Origin of the sequence: Tardiphaga sp. (assembly GCF_025356345.1) — a bacterium.
In the GTDB taxonomy this organism is placed as follows: Bacteria; Pseudomonadota; Alphaproteobacteria; order Rhizobiales; family Xanthobacteraceae; genus Tardiphaga.
Map to the genome: position 1 here is coordinate 1 of NZ_JANXTC010000138.1, position 16,873 is coordinate 16,873.

General features: G+C 63.7%; 16 protein-coding genes. 9 read left to right on the top strand and 7 right to left on the bottom strand.

Annotated features, from left to right (window positions below; translation table 11 throughout):
• Together Q0S16_RS07965 and treY are read left to right on the top strand one after the other, a co-directional pair.
• Window positions 1–1,220, top strand: a 1,220-nt coding sequence (locus Q0S16_RS07965; RefSeq protein WP_295846813.1) for a DUF3459 domain-containing protein, incomplete at its 5' end; no start/stop codon positions are given.
• Entirely contained in the window at window positions 1,220–4,012 is a 2,793-nt protein-coding gene (gene treY, locus Q0S16_RS07970; protein ID WP_295846814.1) for a malto-oligosyltrehalose synthase, read from the top strand. The genes Q0S16_RS07965 and treY, both read left to right, overlap by 1 nt.
• Window positions 4,013–4,208: 196 nt before the next feature.
• On the opposite strand, the gene Q0S16_RS07975 is transcribed toward treY, so the two are convergent.
• Window positions 4,209–4,520: a polyhydroxyalkanoic acid system family protein gene (locus Q0S16_RS07975; RefSeq protein ID WP_295846815.1), complete on the bottom strand. Its 312-nt coding sequence runs from the start codon at window positions 4,518–4,520 to the stop codon at window positions 4,209–4,211.
• A gap of 179 nt (window positions 4,521–4,699) precedes the next feature.
• On the opposite strand from Q0S16_RS07975, the gene Q0S16_RS07980 reads away from it, so the two are divergent.
• Window positions 4,700–4,864, top strand: coding sequence for a DUF3309 family protein (locus tag Q0S16_RS07980; RefSeq protein ID WP_295846817.1), 165 nt, complete (start codon window positions 4,700–4,702; stop codon window positions 4,862–4,864).
• A gap of 178 nt (window positions 4,865–5,042) precedes the next feature.
• On the opposite strand, the gene ligD is transcribed toward Q0S16_RS07980, so the two are convergent.
• Window positions 5,043–7,748 carry a DNA ligase D gene (ligD, locus tag Q0S16_RS07985; protein ID WP_295846818.1) on the bottom strand — a complete coding sequence of 902 codons (2,706 nt, stop codon included), beginning with the start codon at window positions 7,746–7,748 and terminating at the stop codon, window positions 5,043–5,045.
• Window positions 7,749–7,891: 143 nt separating this feature from the next.
• On the opposite strand from ligD, the gene Q0S16_RS07990 reads away from it, so the two are divergent.
• The 4 genes from Q0S16_RS07990 (at window position 7,892) to dapA (ending at window position 10,667) form a co-directional block, all read left to right on the top strand.
• Window positions 7,892–8,773: a Ku protein gene (locus tag Q0S16_RS07990; protein WP_295846819.1), complete on the top strand. Its 882-nt coding sequence runs from the start codon at window positions 7,892–7,894 to the stop codon at window positions 8,771–8,773.
• A 121-nt stretch (window positions 8,774–8,894) separates the two neighbouring features.
• Window positions 8,895–9,443 (top strand): hypothetical protein, encoded by a 549-nt coding sequence (locus Q0S16_RS07995; RefSeq protein ID WP_295846820.1) that lies wholly within the window; start codon window positions 8,895–8,897, stop codon window positions 9,441–9,443.
• 50 nt (window positions 9,444–9,493) lie between these two features.
• Complete coding sequence (locus tag Q0S16_RS08000; protein ID WP_295846821.1) at window positions 9,494–9,757, top strand: hypothetical protein; 264 nt, start codon at window positions 9,494–9,496, stop codon at window positions 9,755–9,757.
• Window positions 9,758–9,767: 10 nt separating this feature from the next.
• Window positions 9,768–10,667 (top strand): 4-hydroxy-tetrahydrodipicolinate synthase, encoded by a 900-nt coding sequence (gene dapA, locus Q0S16_RS08005; protein WP_295846823.1) that lies wholly within the window; start codon window positions 9,768–9,770, stop codon window positions 10,665–10,667.
• A 16-nt stretch (window positions 10,668–10,683) separates the two neighbouring features.
• Here the strand turns inward: dapA and Q0S16_RS08010 are convergent, their stop codons facing one another.
• From Q0S16_RS08010 to Q0S16_RS08025, 4 genes are all read right to left on the bottom strand, one after another.
• Window positions 10,684–10,878: a hypothetical protein gene (locus tag Q0S16_RS08010; RefSeq protein WP_295846824.1), complete on the bottom strand. Its 195-nt coding sequence runs from the start codon at window positions 10,876–10,878 to the stop codon at window positions 10,684–10,686.
• The gene (locus tag Q0S16_RS08015; RefSeq protein ID WP_295846826.1) at window positions 10,875–11,168 is read right to left on the bottom strand and encodes a hypothetical protein; all 294 of its coding nucleotides are present in this window, start codon (window positions 11,166–11,168) and stop codon (window positions 10,875–10,877) included. Before Q0S16_RS08015 ends, Q0S16_RS08010 begins: the two co-directional genes overlap by 4 nt.
• Window positions 11,169–11,339: 171 nt before the next feature.
• Window positions 11,340–12,995 (bottom strand): OFA family MFS transporter, encoded by a 1,656-nt coding sequence (locus tag Q0S16_RS08020; protein WP_295846829.1) that lies wholly within the window; start codon window positions 12,993–12,995, stop codon window positions 11,340–11,342.
• A 190-nt stretch (window positions 12,996–13,185) separates the two neighbouring features.
• Window positions 13,186–13,434, bottom strand: coding sequence for a sulfurtransferase TusA family protein (locus Q0S16_RS08025; RefSeq protein WP_295846831.1), 249 nt, complete (start codon window positions 13,432–13,434; stop codon window positions 13,186–13,188).
• An 84-nt stretch (window positions 13,435–13,518) separates the two neighbouring features.
• On the opposite strand from Q0S16_RS08025, the gene mobA reads away from it, so the two are divergent.
• A complete protein-coding gene (gene mobA / locus Q0S16_RS08030) occupies window positions 13,519–14,145 on the top strand; it encodes a molybdenum cofactor guanylyltransferase MobA (RefSeq protein WP_295846835.1) in 627 nt (208 codons plus the stop codon).
• A 156-nt stretch (window positions 14,146–14,301) separates the two neighbouring features.
• A complete protein-coding gene (locus tag Q0S16_RS08035) occupies window positions 14,302–15,504 on the top strand; it encodes an ABC transporter substrate-binding protein (RefSeq protein ID WP_295846832.1) in 1,203 nt (400 codons plus the stop codon).
• A gap of 175 nt (window positions 15,505–15,679) precedes the next feature.
• Here Q0S16_RS08035 and Q0S16_RS08040 read toward each other — a convergent pair whose 3' ends face one another.
• The gene (locus tag Q0S16_RS08040) at window positions 15,680–16,642 is read right to left on the bottom strand and encodes a TAXI family TRAP transporter solute-binding subunit (protein ID WP_295846834.1); all 963 of its coding nucleotides are present in this window, start codon (window positions 16,640–16,642) and stop codon (window positions 15,680–15,682) included.
• Window positions 16,643–16,873: the final 231 nt, after the last annotated feature.

The window sequence follows — 16,873 nt, forward strand, 5'->3', positions numbered from 1 at the left end:
ATCTGCGCGGCCTGATGGTGTTTCTCGACGTCGTCTACAACCATTTCGGGCCGGAGGGGAATTACCTCGGCCAATACGCGCCGGACTTCTTCGGCGACGCGCATACGCCGTGGGGCAGCGCGATCAACTATCGCCTGCCGCAGACCCGCGCCTATGCCATCGAGAACGCGGTGGCCTGGGTGCGCGACTATCGCTTCGACGGGCTGCGGCTCGACGCCGTGCATGCGATCCCCGAGCAGGGCGAAATCCCGATGCTGCATGAGTTGAGCCGCGAGGTCGGCAAGCTCGCCGCCGAGACCAGCCGCTGGATCCATGTGGTGCTGGAAAATGACGATAACCGCGCCGAGCTGCTCGATCCCGTCACCAACCCGTCGCGCGGCAAATATCGCGCGCAGTGGAACGACGACTATCACCACGCCTGGCACGTGCTGCTGACCGGCGAAGACAAGGGCTATTACAGCGACTACGCACCGCGGGCGATCGACCATGTGGTGCGCGCGCTGGCGTCCGGCTTCGCCTATCAGGGCGAGGCTTCCGCGCATCGCGATGGCGCGGCGCGCGGCGAGCCGAGCGGCGCGCTGCCGCCGACGGCCTTCGTCAACTTCCTGCAGAACCATGACCAGATCGGCAATCGCGCGCTCGGCGACCGGCTGGAAGCCATCGCCAATCCGAAAGCGATCGAGGCCGCGCTGGCGATCACGTTGCTGGCGCCGATGGTGCCAATGCTGTTCATGGGCGACGAATGGGGTTCGAAGGCGCCATTCCCGTTCTTCTGCGACTTCAAGGGCGATCTCGCCGAAGCGGTGCGCCAGGGCCGCAAGAAGGAATTCGCCAGTGCGTACGAAAAATACGGCGACGAGATTCCCGATCCGCTCGATGAGAAAACTTTCCACTCCGCTGTGCTGGACTGGGATAATCGCCACAGCACGACCGGCGAGGCGCGGCTGACGCTGGTGCGCGAGCTGCTGGGCCTGCGCAAGGATTACATCATCCCGCGCCTCGCAGGCGCAAAGTTCGGCTCGGCCAAGGCAAACGACGACGGCGTTCTGCAGGCGCACTGGCAGATGGGCGATGGCCTCGTCCTGCATCTACTGGCCAACCTGTCCGACCACGGCAGCGCCGGCGAACATCATCCATGGCCGGGCACGAGGGTCTGGGGCGGCGACATTGCCGGCGTCATCGCGCCGTGGTCGGTGCGCTGGCGATTGGGAGACAAATGATGACCGCCGCCATTCCCGTCGCCACCTATCGCGTTCAGCTCACCGGCGACTTCACTTTCGACCATGCCGCGGCGATCGTGCCCTATCTGAAGTCGCTGGGCATCACGCATCTTTATGCCTCGCCCTTCATGAAGTCGCGCGCTGGCAGCACCCATGGCTATGATGTCGTCGACCATACCAGGCTCAATCCGGAGCTCGGCGGCGAGGAGGGTTTCGAGCGCCTCAGCGCCGCGCTGAAGGCGAACGACATCGGGCTGATCCTGGATTTCGTGCCGAACCATGTCGGCGTACATTTCGCCGACAATCCGTGGTGGCTGAGCGTGCTGGAATGGGGACCGGCGTCGCCGCACGCGGTGTCCTTCGATATCGACTGGGACACCCTGCCCTACCGCGCCCGCGGCGGCGTGCTGCTGCCGATCATCGGCACCTCCTACGGCCAGGCGCTGGACAGCGGCGAGATCGAACTGAAATACGACGCGGCCGAAGGCAGCTTCTCCGCGTGGTATTTCGAACATCGTCTGCCAATCGCCCCGGAGCGCTATGGCGAGATCCTGCGCACGGTCGTCAAGGAGGCCGATGCGGCCGAGACTCCCGAGGGCAAGGCCGTGCTGGCGCTGGCGCTACGCACCAAGGGCCTGCGCCATCCGAATTTTGCCGAGGCTCCCGCCTTCAAAAAGGAACTGGCGGCCATCGGCGGCGGCGCCGGACTGATTGCCCGGGGGCTCGACGCCTATCGGGCCGGTCCCGATCGTTTGTCTCAGATCCAGACCATGCACAATCTGCTGGAGCGCCAGCATTACAAGCTCGGCCAGTGGCGTCTTGCCTCCAGCGAGATCAACTACCGCCGCTTTTTCGACGTCAACACGCTGGCCGGCCTGCGCGTCGAGGATGTCGGCACGTTTGACGCCATCCACAGCCTGGTGAAGCGGCTGATCTCCGAAGACAAGTTGCAGGGCATCCGGCTCGACCACATCGACGGGCTGCGCGACCCCGCGCAATATTTCCAGCGGTTGCGCCGACTGATCCGCGACGCCCAGGTCGACAAGTCAAAACCGTTCTATGTCGTGATCGAAAAGATTCTTGGCGAGCACGAGAAGCTGGTGCAGCTCACAGGCGTGCACGGCACGACGGGCTATGAATGGCTCAATGCCATCACCCAGGTGCTGGTGGAAGAAAAGGGCCTCGGCCCGCTCGACGAGATCTGGCGACAGGTCAGCAATACCTCGCCGAAATTTGCCCCCCTGCTGATCGAGGCCAAGCGCCGCGTGCTGGAGACGCTGCTGCTCAGCGAATTTACCGTGCTGACGCGGCTCTTGGCGCGGATCGCCAGCGGGCACTATTCGACCCGCGACTTCTCCGCCGACACGCTGCGGCAGGCATTCGAACTCTATGTGCTGCACTTCCCGGTCTATCGCACCTACATCACCGCGACGGGGCCTTCGGGTCTGGATCGCGAATTGATCGCCACCACCATCGCAAAGGCGCGTGCCGACTGGTTCGGTGCCGATGAAGGCCTGTTCGACTTCCTGCGCGACGCGCTGACGCTGGATTTGCTGAAGAGCAAGGCCGCGCACAGCAAGCCCCGGGTGCGGCGCTTTGCCCTGAAGGTGCAGCAGTTCACCGGCCCGACCATGGCGAAGTCGCTGGAGGATACCGCGTTCTACCGCTACCATCGCCTGCTGGCACTGAACGAGGTCGGAGGCGACGCGGCGGCGCAGGCAATGCCGCGCGGTACTTTCCACGACATGATGACGACGCGCGCCCGAGACTGGCCGCTTGGCATGACGTCGACCGCGACCCATGACACCAAGCGCGGCGAGGACAACCGGACGCGCATCCTGGCGCTGGCTGAACTGCCGGGCGAATGGACCACCGCCGTCAGCCGCTGGAAAATGCTCAACGCGCCGCATCTGGTCGTCGATGGCGAGATGCGCGCGCCCTCGGCCGCGTTCGAATATGCGATGTATCAGGCGTTGATCGGTGCCTGGCCGCTTGGCGAAGGCGATCCCGATTTCCTCGCTCGCATGCAGGCCTATGCGCTGAAAGCCGCGCGTGAAGGCAAGCAGGAGACCAGCTGGCTCAACCCGAACGAATCCTACGAAAACGGCCTGCGGCTGTTTCTCGAGCGGATTCTCGACCCCCGACTATCCGCTGAATTCCTGGAATCCCTGCGGACCTTCGTCAAGCGCACCTCGCTGCTCGGAGCGCTGAATTCGCTGAGCCAGATCACGCTGAAAGCGACGATGCCCGGCGTGCCGGACTTCTATCAAGGCACCGAGTTCTGGGACTTCTCGCTGGTCGATCCCGACAACCGCCGGCCGGTGGATTTTGAAGCGCGCGCGGCCGTGCTCGCCAGCCAAGAAGTGCCGGACTGGACCGCGCTGGCGCAGCACTGGGACAATGGCCACGTCAAGCTGGCCTGGACCCGCGAACTGATCAAGCTGCGCCGCGAAATGGCCGAGCTGTTCGCGATCGGCGACTATGAGCCACTTGAGGTGACCGGACCGCATAGCGAGCACATCATCGCTTTCGCGCGACGGCATCAGCGCGACGCGGCGATCATCGTGATCGGTCGCAGCCTGGCCCCCATGAGCGAGGGCGGCCGCGTCTGGCCGCCGGCCGCCGCTTTCGACGCCACGGTTCTGGTGCCCGGTTATACAGTCGCGGACGGCGAACAACAGAATAGCAGCGGCGAGTTGTCAGTCGCCCGGCTGTTCAACGCGCTGCCGGTGGCGATCGTGAAGGCACGGACCGTGGCGCCGGTTAAGGCTCGCTCGTCCCGTATGCCATGACGCGAAAGGCCGCCCGGGATTTTTGGCCGGGCGGCCTTGCGGATGTCGTGCCGACTCGCAGAAAGGTCGGTTCCCTTCCTCCGCTTCCGTAGCTTTGCAGAGAATTATTCTTAAATAGTTGATAGTAACGGTTGCAAACTGGATGTTTGCGCTGCGCACTGTTTATGCTGCCACGCAACAAACCCGCGGCGCTACCTTAGCTCTTTTTCGTCAACAACAGGCTTCCCCGCGATTTGATCGCGGCCTGTGCCACCTCTGCGAACCGTTGCAGCAGCCATGGCAGTATTACCTCCACGGTGACGTGGTCGTCGGCAACATCGACATGTCCGCTGGCCGCCTGCCCCATCGCCCGGACGCGAAACATCATCCGGTCGCCTTCCCAGCGCTCCTCGTCGACCTTGAGCACCGGCAGATTGCTGGCAGCCTTGGTCAATCCCACCTTCAGACGGCGGCAGGCCTCCTCGCGACCAAGTCGATGCGGAATGGAAACGACAAGCGGTGTGGACATCGGGAATTCCTCAAGCTCAATGGCGGTGTGCTCACCTGACCGACTTATGTAGTGCTTATGGAAAGCGAAAAAAGTTGTGCCCGGCAAAGTTTCACCGGTGGAACTTTCGCTGTGATAGCGCGTTTTTGTCGCATGAAGGCAGAGGAAGTGGTGCCGCCTGCCAGGCTGAGGAGAACTACATGTCACTCGGAACAATTATTCTAATCATTCTCGTCATCGCCTTGCTCGGCGGCTTTTCAGGCGTCGGCGGCGGCCCGTTCTACGGCACCGGCTATTATGGCGGCGGCGGTCTGGGCCTGATCGTGGTGGTGCTGTTGATCCTGCTGTTGCTCGGCAAGCTGTAAAGCTTTGCAGAAGTTTTAAAGACGCGCGGTCCGAAAACGGGCCGCGCGTTTTTTTTGCGTCTGGCCTCGCTTTGTCATCACCCGAGAAGGCGGGTGATCCGGTCGACACAGGCGCCAATATTCATCCGTGACAGCGTGTACTGAGTCGCCCGGTCAAGCCCGGCGATGACAGTGAGCCCTACGGCTTCAGCTTTTTGATCGCCGGCTTCAGCGGTGAGGCTGCCTCATCATAGCCATCCCAAGCCGTGGTTTTCTTCAGCAGCCCCGGCACCGATCGGATCGTGAACTTCTTCGGATCGAGATCGCCGCGCAATTGCGCCCAGGTCAGCGACATCGAGACAGTGGCACCATCGCGGGCGCGCGGCGACAACACCGACACCGCGGTCGCCATGCGGTCATTGCGCAGATAATCCAGAAAAATCTTTCCGCCGCGCAGCTTCTTCGACATGTTGATCAGATAGCGCCCGGGATCATCCTCGACCATTTGCTGGCACACACCTTGCGCGAACGCCTTGGCGGTTTTCCAGTCGACCCTGTCCCTGCCGCCAACAGCCAGCGGCACGACAATGTGCAGGCCCTTGCCGCCGGTCGACTTGCAAAATCCTTCCAGACCCAGCGCCGTCAATCGCTCGCGCATGTCGCGGGCGGCATCCATCACCGCGCCGAATTCGACGTCTGGCGCGGGATCGAGGTCGAACACCAGCCGGCCAGGCAGTTCGGGCTGATCCGGCGCGCAGTTCCACGGGTGCACTTCCAGCCCGCCGATCTGGGCCACCGCGGCCAGGCCCTCGACACGGTCGATCTGCAGATAGGGTTTGCGATCGCCGGAGACTTTTACCAGTTCGAGCAGGTTCGAAGTGCCGGGCATGGCGTGGCGCTGGAAGAACATCTGGTGGCCCTTGATGCCGTCCGGCGCGCGCACGATCGAACATGGCCGTCCCTTGAGATAGCCGATCATCCATTCGCCGACGGCTTCGAAATAATGCGCCAGATCGAGCTTGCTGACCGGCACGCCGTCACCGGCATCGGGCCATAGCGCCTTATCCGGATTCGAGATCACCACGCCCAATACAGAGACGGCAGCACCGCTACGCGCTATGCGAACAGTTGCCTTCGACGCCGCCTGCCTCCCGCCGCGCTTCGGCTTCGGCTCCGCCAGTTCGGTCTTGCGCGGCGTCTCGGCTTCGACCTCGTTGGCCGGCTTGTCCTGCCGCAGCCCCTTGAACGAGGCCTGCCGCACCATGCCGGCGCCGGTAAAGCCGGCGAACTGGATTTCCGCCACCAGGTCCGGTTTCAGCCAATGCACCTCGCGACCGCCAGGCGGCGTCTCCTTGCCGCCGAACGGGCTGGTCCTGGCCGCCGCCGCCTTCAGCGCCGGCATGATCGCCTTGACCTTGTCCTGGCCAAAGCCGGTGCCGACGACGCCGACATAGGCCAAATGGTCGCCCTTGTTGACGCCGACCATCAGCGAGCGGAATTTTCCGGCATTGCTCTTCCACGCCCCGATCACCACCTCGTGGCCGGCGCGGCATTTGGCTTTCGTCCAGCTCGCCGAGCGGCCGGACGCATAGGGTGCCGACAGCTTCTTGGAGACGATGCCTTCCAGCGACAGCTTGCAGGCGGATTGCAGAATGGCGTCGCCGCCGGTCTCGAAATGATCAACATAGCGGATCAGGCCTTGCTTGCGGCGGCCGCGCGCCGCTGCCAGCAGTTGTTTCAGCCGCACCTTGCGCTGCTCCAGCGGCAGTCTTCGCAAATCCTCGCCATCGGCGAACAGCAGGTCGAACGCGAAGAAGATCAGCGCGTCGGTCTTTTCATCCGACAGCGCCGCCTGCAGCGCCGCGAAATCCGGCGCGCCATCGGCGCCGAGGCCGACGATCTCCCCGTCGATGATGGCGTCCGGCAGCCCCGTGGCATCTCTGGCGATGGCCTGGAATTTCGCGGTCCAGTCCAACCCCTTGCGGGTCTTCAGCGTCACCTCACCGTCCTCGACGCGCAATTGCATGCGGTAGCCGTCGAACTTGATTTCATGTGCCCAGCCGGCGGCCGACGGTGGCCGATCGACGGAAATGCAAAGCTGCGGCGCGATGAAAGCGGGCAGGCTGGCGACCTTTTTCGGCGTTGCCACCGCGGCTTTCTTGACCGTCTTCCGGGCGCGGGCCGTGCTGGCTTTGACCACCTCCGCTCCCGGCTTCACCACCTTGCCGGCGCGCTTGCCGGCGGCCAGACCGTGGTTGGAATTCCACACCGCATCCGCCTTGGTCTTGCTGGTGTCGCCGACCATGAAGGGTTTGGGCACGCGGCCCTTGCCCGCGGCGATCTCTGCCATGGCCCGGCCGGACGCCACCGACGTGTCATGATCCAGGATCCTGTTGGCCTTGCCCTCTTTCACAAACTCGTCGCGGTGCTTGATCAGCAGCCAGTTGGTGCGTTTGCCACCGTTGCGGTCATGCTTCATCCGCACCAGCACAAAGCCACCGTGCAGCTTGTCGCCCTGCAGCGTGAATTTGAGGTCGCCGTTCTTGAAGCCCTTTTCGGGGTCCGCGGCTTCCCAATAGCCGCGATCCCAGAGCTGCACTGTGCCGCCGCCATATTGCCCCTTGGGAATGGTGCCTTCGAAATCGCCATAATCGAGCGGATGGTCCTCGACCTCGACAGCCAGCCGCTTGTCGGCCGGATCAAGCGACGGACCGCGCGTCACCGCCCAGGACTTGAACACGCCGTCGAACTCCAGCCGGAGATCGTAATGCAGGCGGGTGGCATCGTGCTTCTGGATCACGAAGCGGCGTCGCTTCGACGGCGCCACGACAACCTTGCCGGAAGGCTCGGCAGTCTGTTTGAAGTCGCGTTTCTTTCGGTAGATCGATAGTTGCTTGTCGGACACCGCGAACTCCATTTACCCGTCCCAGCCGAGCGTTCCGGCCCCGGAACCAAAACCAGCGATTGCCGTTGAAGTTCCCGAAACCGCTTGCGCGGACTATCGCGCGCGAGGCGCCTGTTTCCAGTAACCGAGTTGGAGGAATTTCGATGGCCCTGCCCCGTGCCTACTGGAAAGGCTCGCTGAAGCTCTCGCTCGTGTCCTGCCCGGTGGTGCTTTACCCGGCGTCGACCTCGGTCGATAAAACCCGCTTCCACATGATCAATACCGAGACCGGCAACCGGCTGAAGCAGCAAATGGTCGACTCCGAGACCGGCGACGTCGTCGAGAAGGAGCAAAAGGGCCGCGGTTACGAGATAGCCAAGGGTGAATACATCCCGATCGAGAAGGAAGAGCTCGCGGCCGTGCGGATCGATAGCAACCACACCATCGATATCGACAGCTTCGTGCCGCGCGACGAGATCGACCGCCGCTTCCTCAATAACCCTTATTATATCGCGCCGGATGGCAAGGCCGGTCTCGATGCCTTCGCGGTGATCCGCGACGCCATGAAGGATCAGCAGCGCGTTGCGCTGGCGCGGATCGTACTGACCAATCGCGAGCACATCATTGCGATCGAGCCGCTCGGCAAGGGGTTGCTCGGCACCACGTTGCGCTACGCCGCCGAGGTGCGCGACGAGGAAGACTATTTTGAGGATATCAAGAGCCCGAAGATTTCCAAGGACATGGTCGACCTCGCCGTGCACATCCTGGACAGCAAGGCGTCGCATTTCGACGCCTCGAAATTCAAGGACGAATATGAAGACGCGCTGAAGGCGCTGGTGCGGAGCAAGGCCAGCGGCAAGGAAGTCAGGATCAAGAAGAAAGAAAAGTCCGACAATGTCATCAGCCTGATGGACGCGCTTCAGCAGAGTTTGAAGGGCGGCAAGACGGCCAAGACGGCAACAGCCAAACGCGCGGCTCCCGCCGCGCGCGCCCGTCCGGCCAAGAAGGCGGCCCGCTCGACAGCCCGTCATCGCAAGGCCAGTTAAGATATCTGGAATCTCCCCAGACCATCAATGACCGCCCTGGTGGCGCCGAATTATTGATTGATCCAGCGATGGTCCCGGTCAGCCTGGAAACTCCGCTCGACGCTTATGCCGCGCCTATATCTTGGCGCCGCTGGCCGTCTCGTTTTCAAATGCGGTGCGGCTCATCTTGCAGGCAGCGGTCAGGTCAGGACCGCGTCGCAACCGAGACCAAGCCATGTCCCGCACCGCCGAATCGCAAGATTTCGCCATCGCCGCCAGCAACTTTGACCCGCGCGAGGCGCCGACTACCGCGTTGTTCAACGAGATCCTTGCCACCGCTTGGCGAGGCGAGCCGATGCGAGAGGCTGTACCGATAGCCTGCCTGAGGCAACTGATCGCGGCGCGGGCCTGGACCGACGCCGCGCTGGCGCTGATCGCGCTGAAGGCGCCGCAATGGAAATTGCGCAGCCTGCGTTATGACGGCGGTGAATGGCACTGCGCGTTGTCGCGTCAGCGCGAGATGCCGGAATGGCTCGACCAGAGCGCCGAGGCACACCATCCGCATATGGCGATGGCCATCCTCAGTGCCTTCCAGGAGATCGACGCCGATCCCTCGCGCCTCGGCAGCGTGCCTGCCATTCCTTCGGCCGCCGACAGTTTTGAGCCGATGCTTTGCGAGAATTTTGCCTGAACGCAACGCCGCCCGCATCGCCTGCCCCGATCTTCACCAGGAGACTTCTCGTGAATTCCGTCGAACCTCCCTCATCCGGCTCGCACATCGTATGGATTGGCAAGAACGCGCGCGGCCAATGGGTCGCGCAACACCAGAACGGCCTCTATGGCGGCCTGTTCGTCAACCGCGCCGACGCCGTGCGCTATGCGCTGTTTGAGAACGGGCATCATTCCGAAGCGATCATCGCCGTCGGCTGCATCCTTGAGCTCGATATGGCGTCGCATCCGACGGCGAATGCCGCCCTCGGCGAAGCCGGCTCTCGGGCAGCCTGAACCTATCTCCATGACCTCATCTTCAGATCATTCGTGGCTGGCCGGCGCCATCGCCGACCTTCCGACGCCGTTCGACGCCGATGAAGGCCTCGACCTCGAAGCCTTTGCTCGGCTGTGCCAGCGCCAGATCGATGCCGGCGCTACCGCGCTGCTGGTCGGCGAAACCATGGGCGAGTTGCCGACGCTATCGATCGGCGAACATGACAGCCTCGTTCGCACCGCCGCGACGACGGCGCGAGGCCGCGTCAAGGTGATCGCCGGCGCTGGTTCGAATGCCACCGCGCGAGCGATCGCGCTGACCCAACGCGCCGAGGCCGCGGGGGCCGACGCCATTCTTTCCGTAGTGCCCTATTACAACAAGCCGACCCAGGCCGGCATCACCGCGCATTTCCGGACCATCGCCGCGGCCACGTCGCTGCCGGTCATCCTGCACGACGCGCCGTACCGCACCATGCGTCCGCTACTCGATGAGACGGTGCTGCAGCTGGCGGAGTCGCCGCAATTCATCGGGCTTTGCGACGGCAGCGGCGATATCACCCGCCCGCTGCGGCTGCGCGGACGTCTGCCTCCGGACTTCCGCCTGCTGTCGGGCCACGAATCGACCGCCACGGCGTTCTTGTTCTATGCGGGCGATGGCAGCGTCTGCGCGGTCGCCAATATCGCGCCGGAACTGATGCGCGCATTGTACGGCGCATGCCGGCGGGGTGAAGCCATCGAGGCTACCGCGCTGATGGACAGGCTGGCGCCTTTGAGCGATGCGTTGGCCCGCGATGCCACGCCGGCGTCGACAAAATATGCGCTGAACCTGCTCGGCCTCGCTTCGGCGCACGTTCGGCTTCCGATCGTCGGATTGGCGGGTTGCGAAAAAACCGCCATCGCGGCGGCGATAGCGGTTCTGTTCGGGCCGTAGCGCAATAATCGCCAAATCAGCCGTGCTGATCCCTCGCACCGCGTTTCTCCCGCCATTTCGGCCCGGGCCCGCGCATGTCGTGCGCCTCGCGCCGATCACCGACCGGCGCGTCCCAAAATAAGGCGGGAAAGCGCCGCCGGATCAGCACCGCGGCAATCTTGCCGTAGCTGCCGATCCGCCTGAACATCGCGGCCGAACGGTCCTTGTTCATGACCACCTCCGATGCCCAGCATGCGGCGCCTTCAGGCCCGGGTCACGAAAGCCGACGCGCGACAACTCACGATGCGCCCGCCGCATCTTGTCGGCGACCAGCGCCACGCGAAGCGCTGCCAGCATGCCCCTGATGTGCCTGGTTGCATGCCGCGCCAGCACGCGGAGTCGTTTCCACAGCATCGCGCCCGAATGATGCACGATCGGCGGCTGGTTACGGTGAATGAGGTAACAGCGATGGGCATCATCGCCGGCGAAGTCGTGAAGCGCGCTGTCCCGAGTGTACAACATGATCATGTCCGTCTTCCAGATCCGCCACGCGGGCGCGCGGCGTTGAAGGCAAGATGCGGACAAGGACGTAGGAATTCGAGACGGCCGGCCGCGCTCATTCATAAGCACGGCATAGGAACGCAAAAGGCCGGCAACGCGAGGCTGCCGGCCTTTGTTTAATTGTGGTCGCGCTTACTGGAAGATGCGGACCGCGCTTTGCATCGTCAGCCAGACCCCCCACAGCAGCGGCACGCCGACAAAGGCCCAGAACGCCGCCGTCGAGGCGTCCAAGCCACCCTTGCCGATGCCGTAGGAGCCGCCGCCGGTATTCGAGGTAGCGCCCTTGGCCTGCAGCGCGGCGACTTCCTCCGTCTTCATGAACCAGCGCGGAGCCAGCGGCCGGACCAGCATGTTGCAGATCAGACCGAGCACCAGCATGCCGGCGAGAATATACATCGTGAAGTCATAGACCTGGGCCCGAGGCACGCCGGCGCTGATCTGGAATTCACGGATGTAGTTCACCACCACCGGGCCGACAATGCCCGCCGTGGCCCACGCCGTCAGCAGCCGTCCGTGGATGGCGCCGACGAACTGGGTGCCGAAAATATCGGCGAGATAGGCCGGGACCGTGGCAAAGCCGCCGCCATACATCGACAGGATGATGCCGATGGCCAGCACGAACATCACCTTGCTTCCCATCGCCGCGAAGGTCGGCACCATCGCGTAAAGCACGATGCCCAGAATGAAGAAGGTGTAGTAGGTGTTCTTACGACCGAGCTTGTCCGACAGCGACGCCCAGACGAAGCGGCCGCCAATGTTAAACAGCGAGATCAGACCCGCGAAACCGGCGGCAATGCCGGCGATGGTGGTCTTCTGCGCGGCCGAAAGCTGGCTGAAGGAGACGTCGGGCAGCCCGATCAGCTTGCCCGCGAAAATCTCCTGCAACATCGGCGACGCCATGCCGATGACACCGATACCCGCCGAGACGTTGAGGCAGAGCACGCCCCAGATCAACCAGAACTGCGGGGTCTTGTGCGCATTGTCGAGATGCACATGGCCGGTGGTGATCATGGCATTGGCGGTAACCGGCGCAGTCCAGCCTTCCGGACGCCAGTTTGGCGGGGTGATGCGGTACGAGAACGCACCGATCGTCATGAACACGAAGTAGATCACGCCCATCGCCAGGAAGGTCTGCCAGACGCCGACATCGGTCGGGGTCTTGAAATAGTTCATCAGCAGGTTGGCGAGCGGCGACCCGATCATCGCGCCGCCACCAAACCCCATGATCGCCATGCCGGTCGCCATGCCGCGACGGTCTGGAAACCATTTCACCAGGGTCGACACCGGCGAGATGTAGCCCAGGCCGAGGCCGATGCCGCCGATCACGCCGGAGCCGATCCATAACAACCAGAGCTGATGCGTGTAGACCGCGATCGAGCCCAGCACGAGGCCGCCGCACCAGCACAGGGCGGCGACGAAGCCAGCCTTGCGCGGCCCGACCCGCTCGAGCCAGCCGCCCCAGATCGCGGCGGAGACGCCGAGCAGCACGAAGAACAGCGTGTACATCCAGCCCAGGCTGGCGACCTTCCAGTTGCAGGTGGTGGTAAACAATTCGGTCGCCAGGCTCATACCATCGCACACTTGCTTGCCTGCGGGATTGGAGATCGCCTGCGACAGCGGCAGCCAGAACACGCTGAAGCCATAGGCCATCCCGATGCACAGATGGATGCAAAGCGCCGCGGGCGGCACCAGCCAGCGGTTGAAGCCGGCGGTGGCGATGATGCGCTCGCGGTCGAGAATCCCGGGCTTGGTGCCGGATAGAGTTCCCGCATTGCCGATCGTGGTCATGGAAGCCTCCCCTGCGGACGTCCGTGGCGGATCGTCTGCCGTCTAGTGTGGTAAGTGTAGTTCCCCTGCGACACGCGATATGCATCTGTGCGCCGCCCGATTTACTGGGCCAGAATGGCCGCGGCGAGTCGATAGTCCAATGGTGAAAATGCAAAAATTTTACTAGCTTTCGCGTTGCGCTGCAGCAAAATCAATCCGAGTCCGCGATCGCTCCATTTCGTTTTGCGATCAGAAACACAATGATATCACCACGACGTTCGGTGGCTTCGATGGTATTTCCGGTCTGTTGAATCAGTACGGGAATATCGATGATGGCGAGTGGATCCGTGCAGCACACTTCGAGCCGCTCGCCGACGGCCAGCGCCTTCAGTGCCTTGCCCGTCATCAGCGCCGGTAGCGGACACTTCAGTCCGGTGAGGTCGAGTTGGGTTCGGGCCATGCAGCTAACTCCATCCGGTGCGCGGGCGTTATATCCGGCGGGTCCCGAATGTCCTATGCAGCAGCCATGACAGACAGGGCAAAAATGGCCGAAATACCTATAACACCGGGCGTAATCTTGGCAGGCGGTCTGGCACGAAGAATGGGCGGCGGCGACAAGCCGATGCGCGAGGTCGGCGGCCAGCTGTTGCTGCAACGGGTGATCGACCGGCTCGCCCCGCAATGCGACGGCCTGGTCCTGAACGCCAATGGAGATGCCGCCCGTTTCAAGGCGTTTGGCCTGCCGGTGGTGGCCGACGACCTCGCCGACTATCCCGGCCCGCTGGCCGGTATTGTTGCCGCGCTGGACTGGTACGCCTTGCATTGTCCGCAGGCGGGCTGGATGATCAGCGTCGCCGGCGACTGCCCCTTCCTGCCATGCGATCTGGTGCAACGGCTGCGGCAGGCGCGCCACGCCGAGGACGCGCAGCTCGCGGTCGCGGCTTCCGCCGGGCAGTCGCATCCGGTGATCGGGTTGTGGGATGTGAGCCTGCGCCATGAGCTGCGTCAAGCGCTGGTGCGGGAGCATATTCGCAAGGTGGCGCGCTGGACCGCGCGCTACCGGCTCGCCACCGTGGAGTGGCCGGCCACGCCGCGCGATCCATTCTTCAACACCAACACCACCGAGGACCTCGCGGAGGCCCAGCGATTGGCGGCACTCGATGGCAAGTAGACGGCAAGTAGAGGACGCATGTCGGCATTCCCAGCGCGCCGGTTGGCGCGCTGGGAATACCGAACGGAGCGGCTTCCCAGCCGCGCACCGATTGCGCTACGCTGTCCCCAACAACAAGCGGCCAATGCGCCGCGATTGACCGGGAGGCGATGTCGAATGTTCCGCGGACTCACGCTCGCATTGGGCGCCCTTGCGCTGCTCGGCTCTCCTGCCTCTGCCCAAATCTCCGACGACGTCGTCAAGATCGGCGTGCTCACCGACATGAACGGCCCGGCCTCGACGCCGTCGGGCCAGGGCTCGGTGACCGCGGCGCAGATGGCGGTGGAGGATTTTGGCGGCAGCGTGCTCGGCAAGCCCATCGCCGTCATCGTCGGCGATCACCAGCTCAAGCCGGATATCGGCGCCGCGCTGGCGCGGCGCTGGTACGATATCGATCAGGTCGACCTGATTGTCGACGTCCCGGTGTCGGCGGTCGGACTCGCGGTACAGAACGTCGCCAACGACAAGAAGCGACTGTTCATCACCCACTCGACTGGCGCCGCGGATTTCCACGGTAAATTCTGTTCGCCCTATACGATGCAATGGGTGTTCGACACCCGCGCACTCGCCGTCGGCACCGCGCAGGAGGTGGTGAAGCGCGGCGGCGATTCATGGTTCTTCATCACCGACGACATCGCGTTCGGCCACGCGCTGGAGCGCGACGCCTCCGCGGTGATCAACAAGGCCGGCGCCAAAATTCTCGGCGCCGCCCGGCCGCCGTTCGGCACCTCCGACCTGTCGTCCTTCGTGCTGCAGGCGCAGGCCTCGAAGGCCAAGATCATCGGCATCGCCGGCGGGCCGCCGAACAACATCAACGAGATCAAGACCGCCGGCGAATTCGGCGTGTTCAAGGGCGGCCAGCAGATGGCGGCATTGCTGGCTTTGATCACCGACGTGGATTCGCTGGGGCTGCCGAGCGCGCAGGGCCTACTGCTGACCACCGCGTTCTATTGGGACATGGACGACAAGACCCGCGACTGGTCGAAGCGCTATTTTGCCAAGATGAAGCGGATGCCGACGATGTGGCAGGCCGGCGTCTATTCATCGGTGATGGTCTATCTTAATGCCATCCGCGACGCCGGCACCGACGAACCCTTGAAGGTCGCGGCGAAAATGCGGGAAAAACCGATCGAGGATTTTTTCGCCCGCAACGGCCACCTGCGCGAGGACGGACTGATGGTGCACGACCTGATGCTGGTACAGGTGAAATCGCCGGATGAGTCGAAATATCCGTGGGACTACTACAAAATCCTGGCAAAGATTTCCGGCGAAGATGCATTCGGCCCGCCGGACCCTGCGTGCAAGTTGGGGAATAAGTAGTACACCTCCTCAGCCGTCATTGCGAGGTCGGGGAAAGCCAATTGGCTTTCCCCTTAGCCGTTGCGACAAAGCAATCCAGTCTTCCTGAGCTTGCGGCCTTCTGGATTGCCGCGTCGCTTCTCTCCTCGCAACGAATTGGCGAGGCCAGAGCATCAGCACCGCTCTGTTACTTGCGCTACTTTACCAGCCCGATCTCGCGAAAATATTTCAATGCGCCGGGATGGATCAGCGACTGGTCTGGCGCCGAGGCCACGGTGTTGGCCGCCGTGCTCTCTTTCGCCTGCGTCAGCCGCGCACCGAACTGGGCTTCCGCGCCGTGCAGCGTCTTGGCCAGCCGATAGGCGATGTCGTCGGGCAGCGTCTCGCGCGCCAGCAGATAGCTCCACGAGCCCACCGAGTCGATCGCCACGTCCTGCCGCGAATAGCTGTAGGGCGCGACCTGCATCGGTTTCAGGAAGCTGTGTCTGGCGCGGATCTGCGCGATCTCTTCCGCGCTCGGCACGATGAAGCGCGCCCCGCTTGGGGTGTCGGCCATCGCCTTGAAGCCGGGCCAGCCGAGGCCGGCGCCCCACAAAGCGGCGACGCGGCCATCCAGCACCATCGCCGGGCCGTCGCCGGCGCGGTCGAGATAGACCGCCTCGAAATCGCCCTCCTGTTTCAGGCCGAGGCCATCCAGCACGTAACGCGCCAGCACCGGCAGGCCGGAGCCCCTGGCACCGAAGGCGACCGGTTTGCCGACCAGATCACGGATGGTGCGGTACGGGCTGTCGGCGCGGACCACGAACATGCCGGGGTTGGAATACAGCGCGCTGATGATCTTCAGCCGCGTCGGCGGCCGGCCAATGCCCTGGAACGCCTCATAGGCCGGCTCGCCGGCCACCAGCGCGATATCGAGCTGACCGGCCTCCAGCAGCGGAATGTTCTCGAAACTGCCCTTGGTGGCGCGCGGCACGATCGACAGCGTCGGATCGGCCCTGTTCATCACTTCGGCATAGGCGCCGCCATAGAGCGGAAAGCCGCCGCCCGGCGTCGCAGTGCCGAGGGAGATGGTGACAAGCATCGGCGGCTTCTCCTGTTGCGCCATGGCGCCGGTGGCGATCAGCGTCGCGGCGCACGCGCAGATGCTAGCCCATCTCATGATCTTCATCTGCTGTCCCGGGGGTCGTTGGCTGCGGCGCCACGCTTGTAGGCAATTTCGGCTTTCTGTGAAAGCATGTCCGTAACCGGAGCCAAGCCGGAGCCCGCGCCGTCGCACAGCGACGACGCGGCCACCTTCTGGAGGAAACATGATCGCTTTCTGGCGCGTTGCGCTGCTCTGTGTGTTCTGCCTGGGCACCCTGCCCGCTGCTGCCGCGGATTATCCGAACCG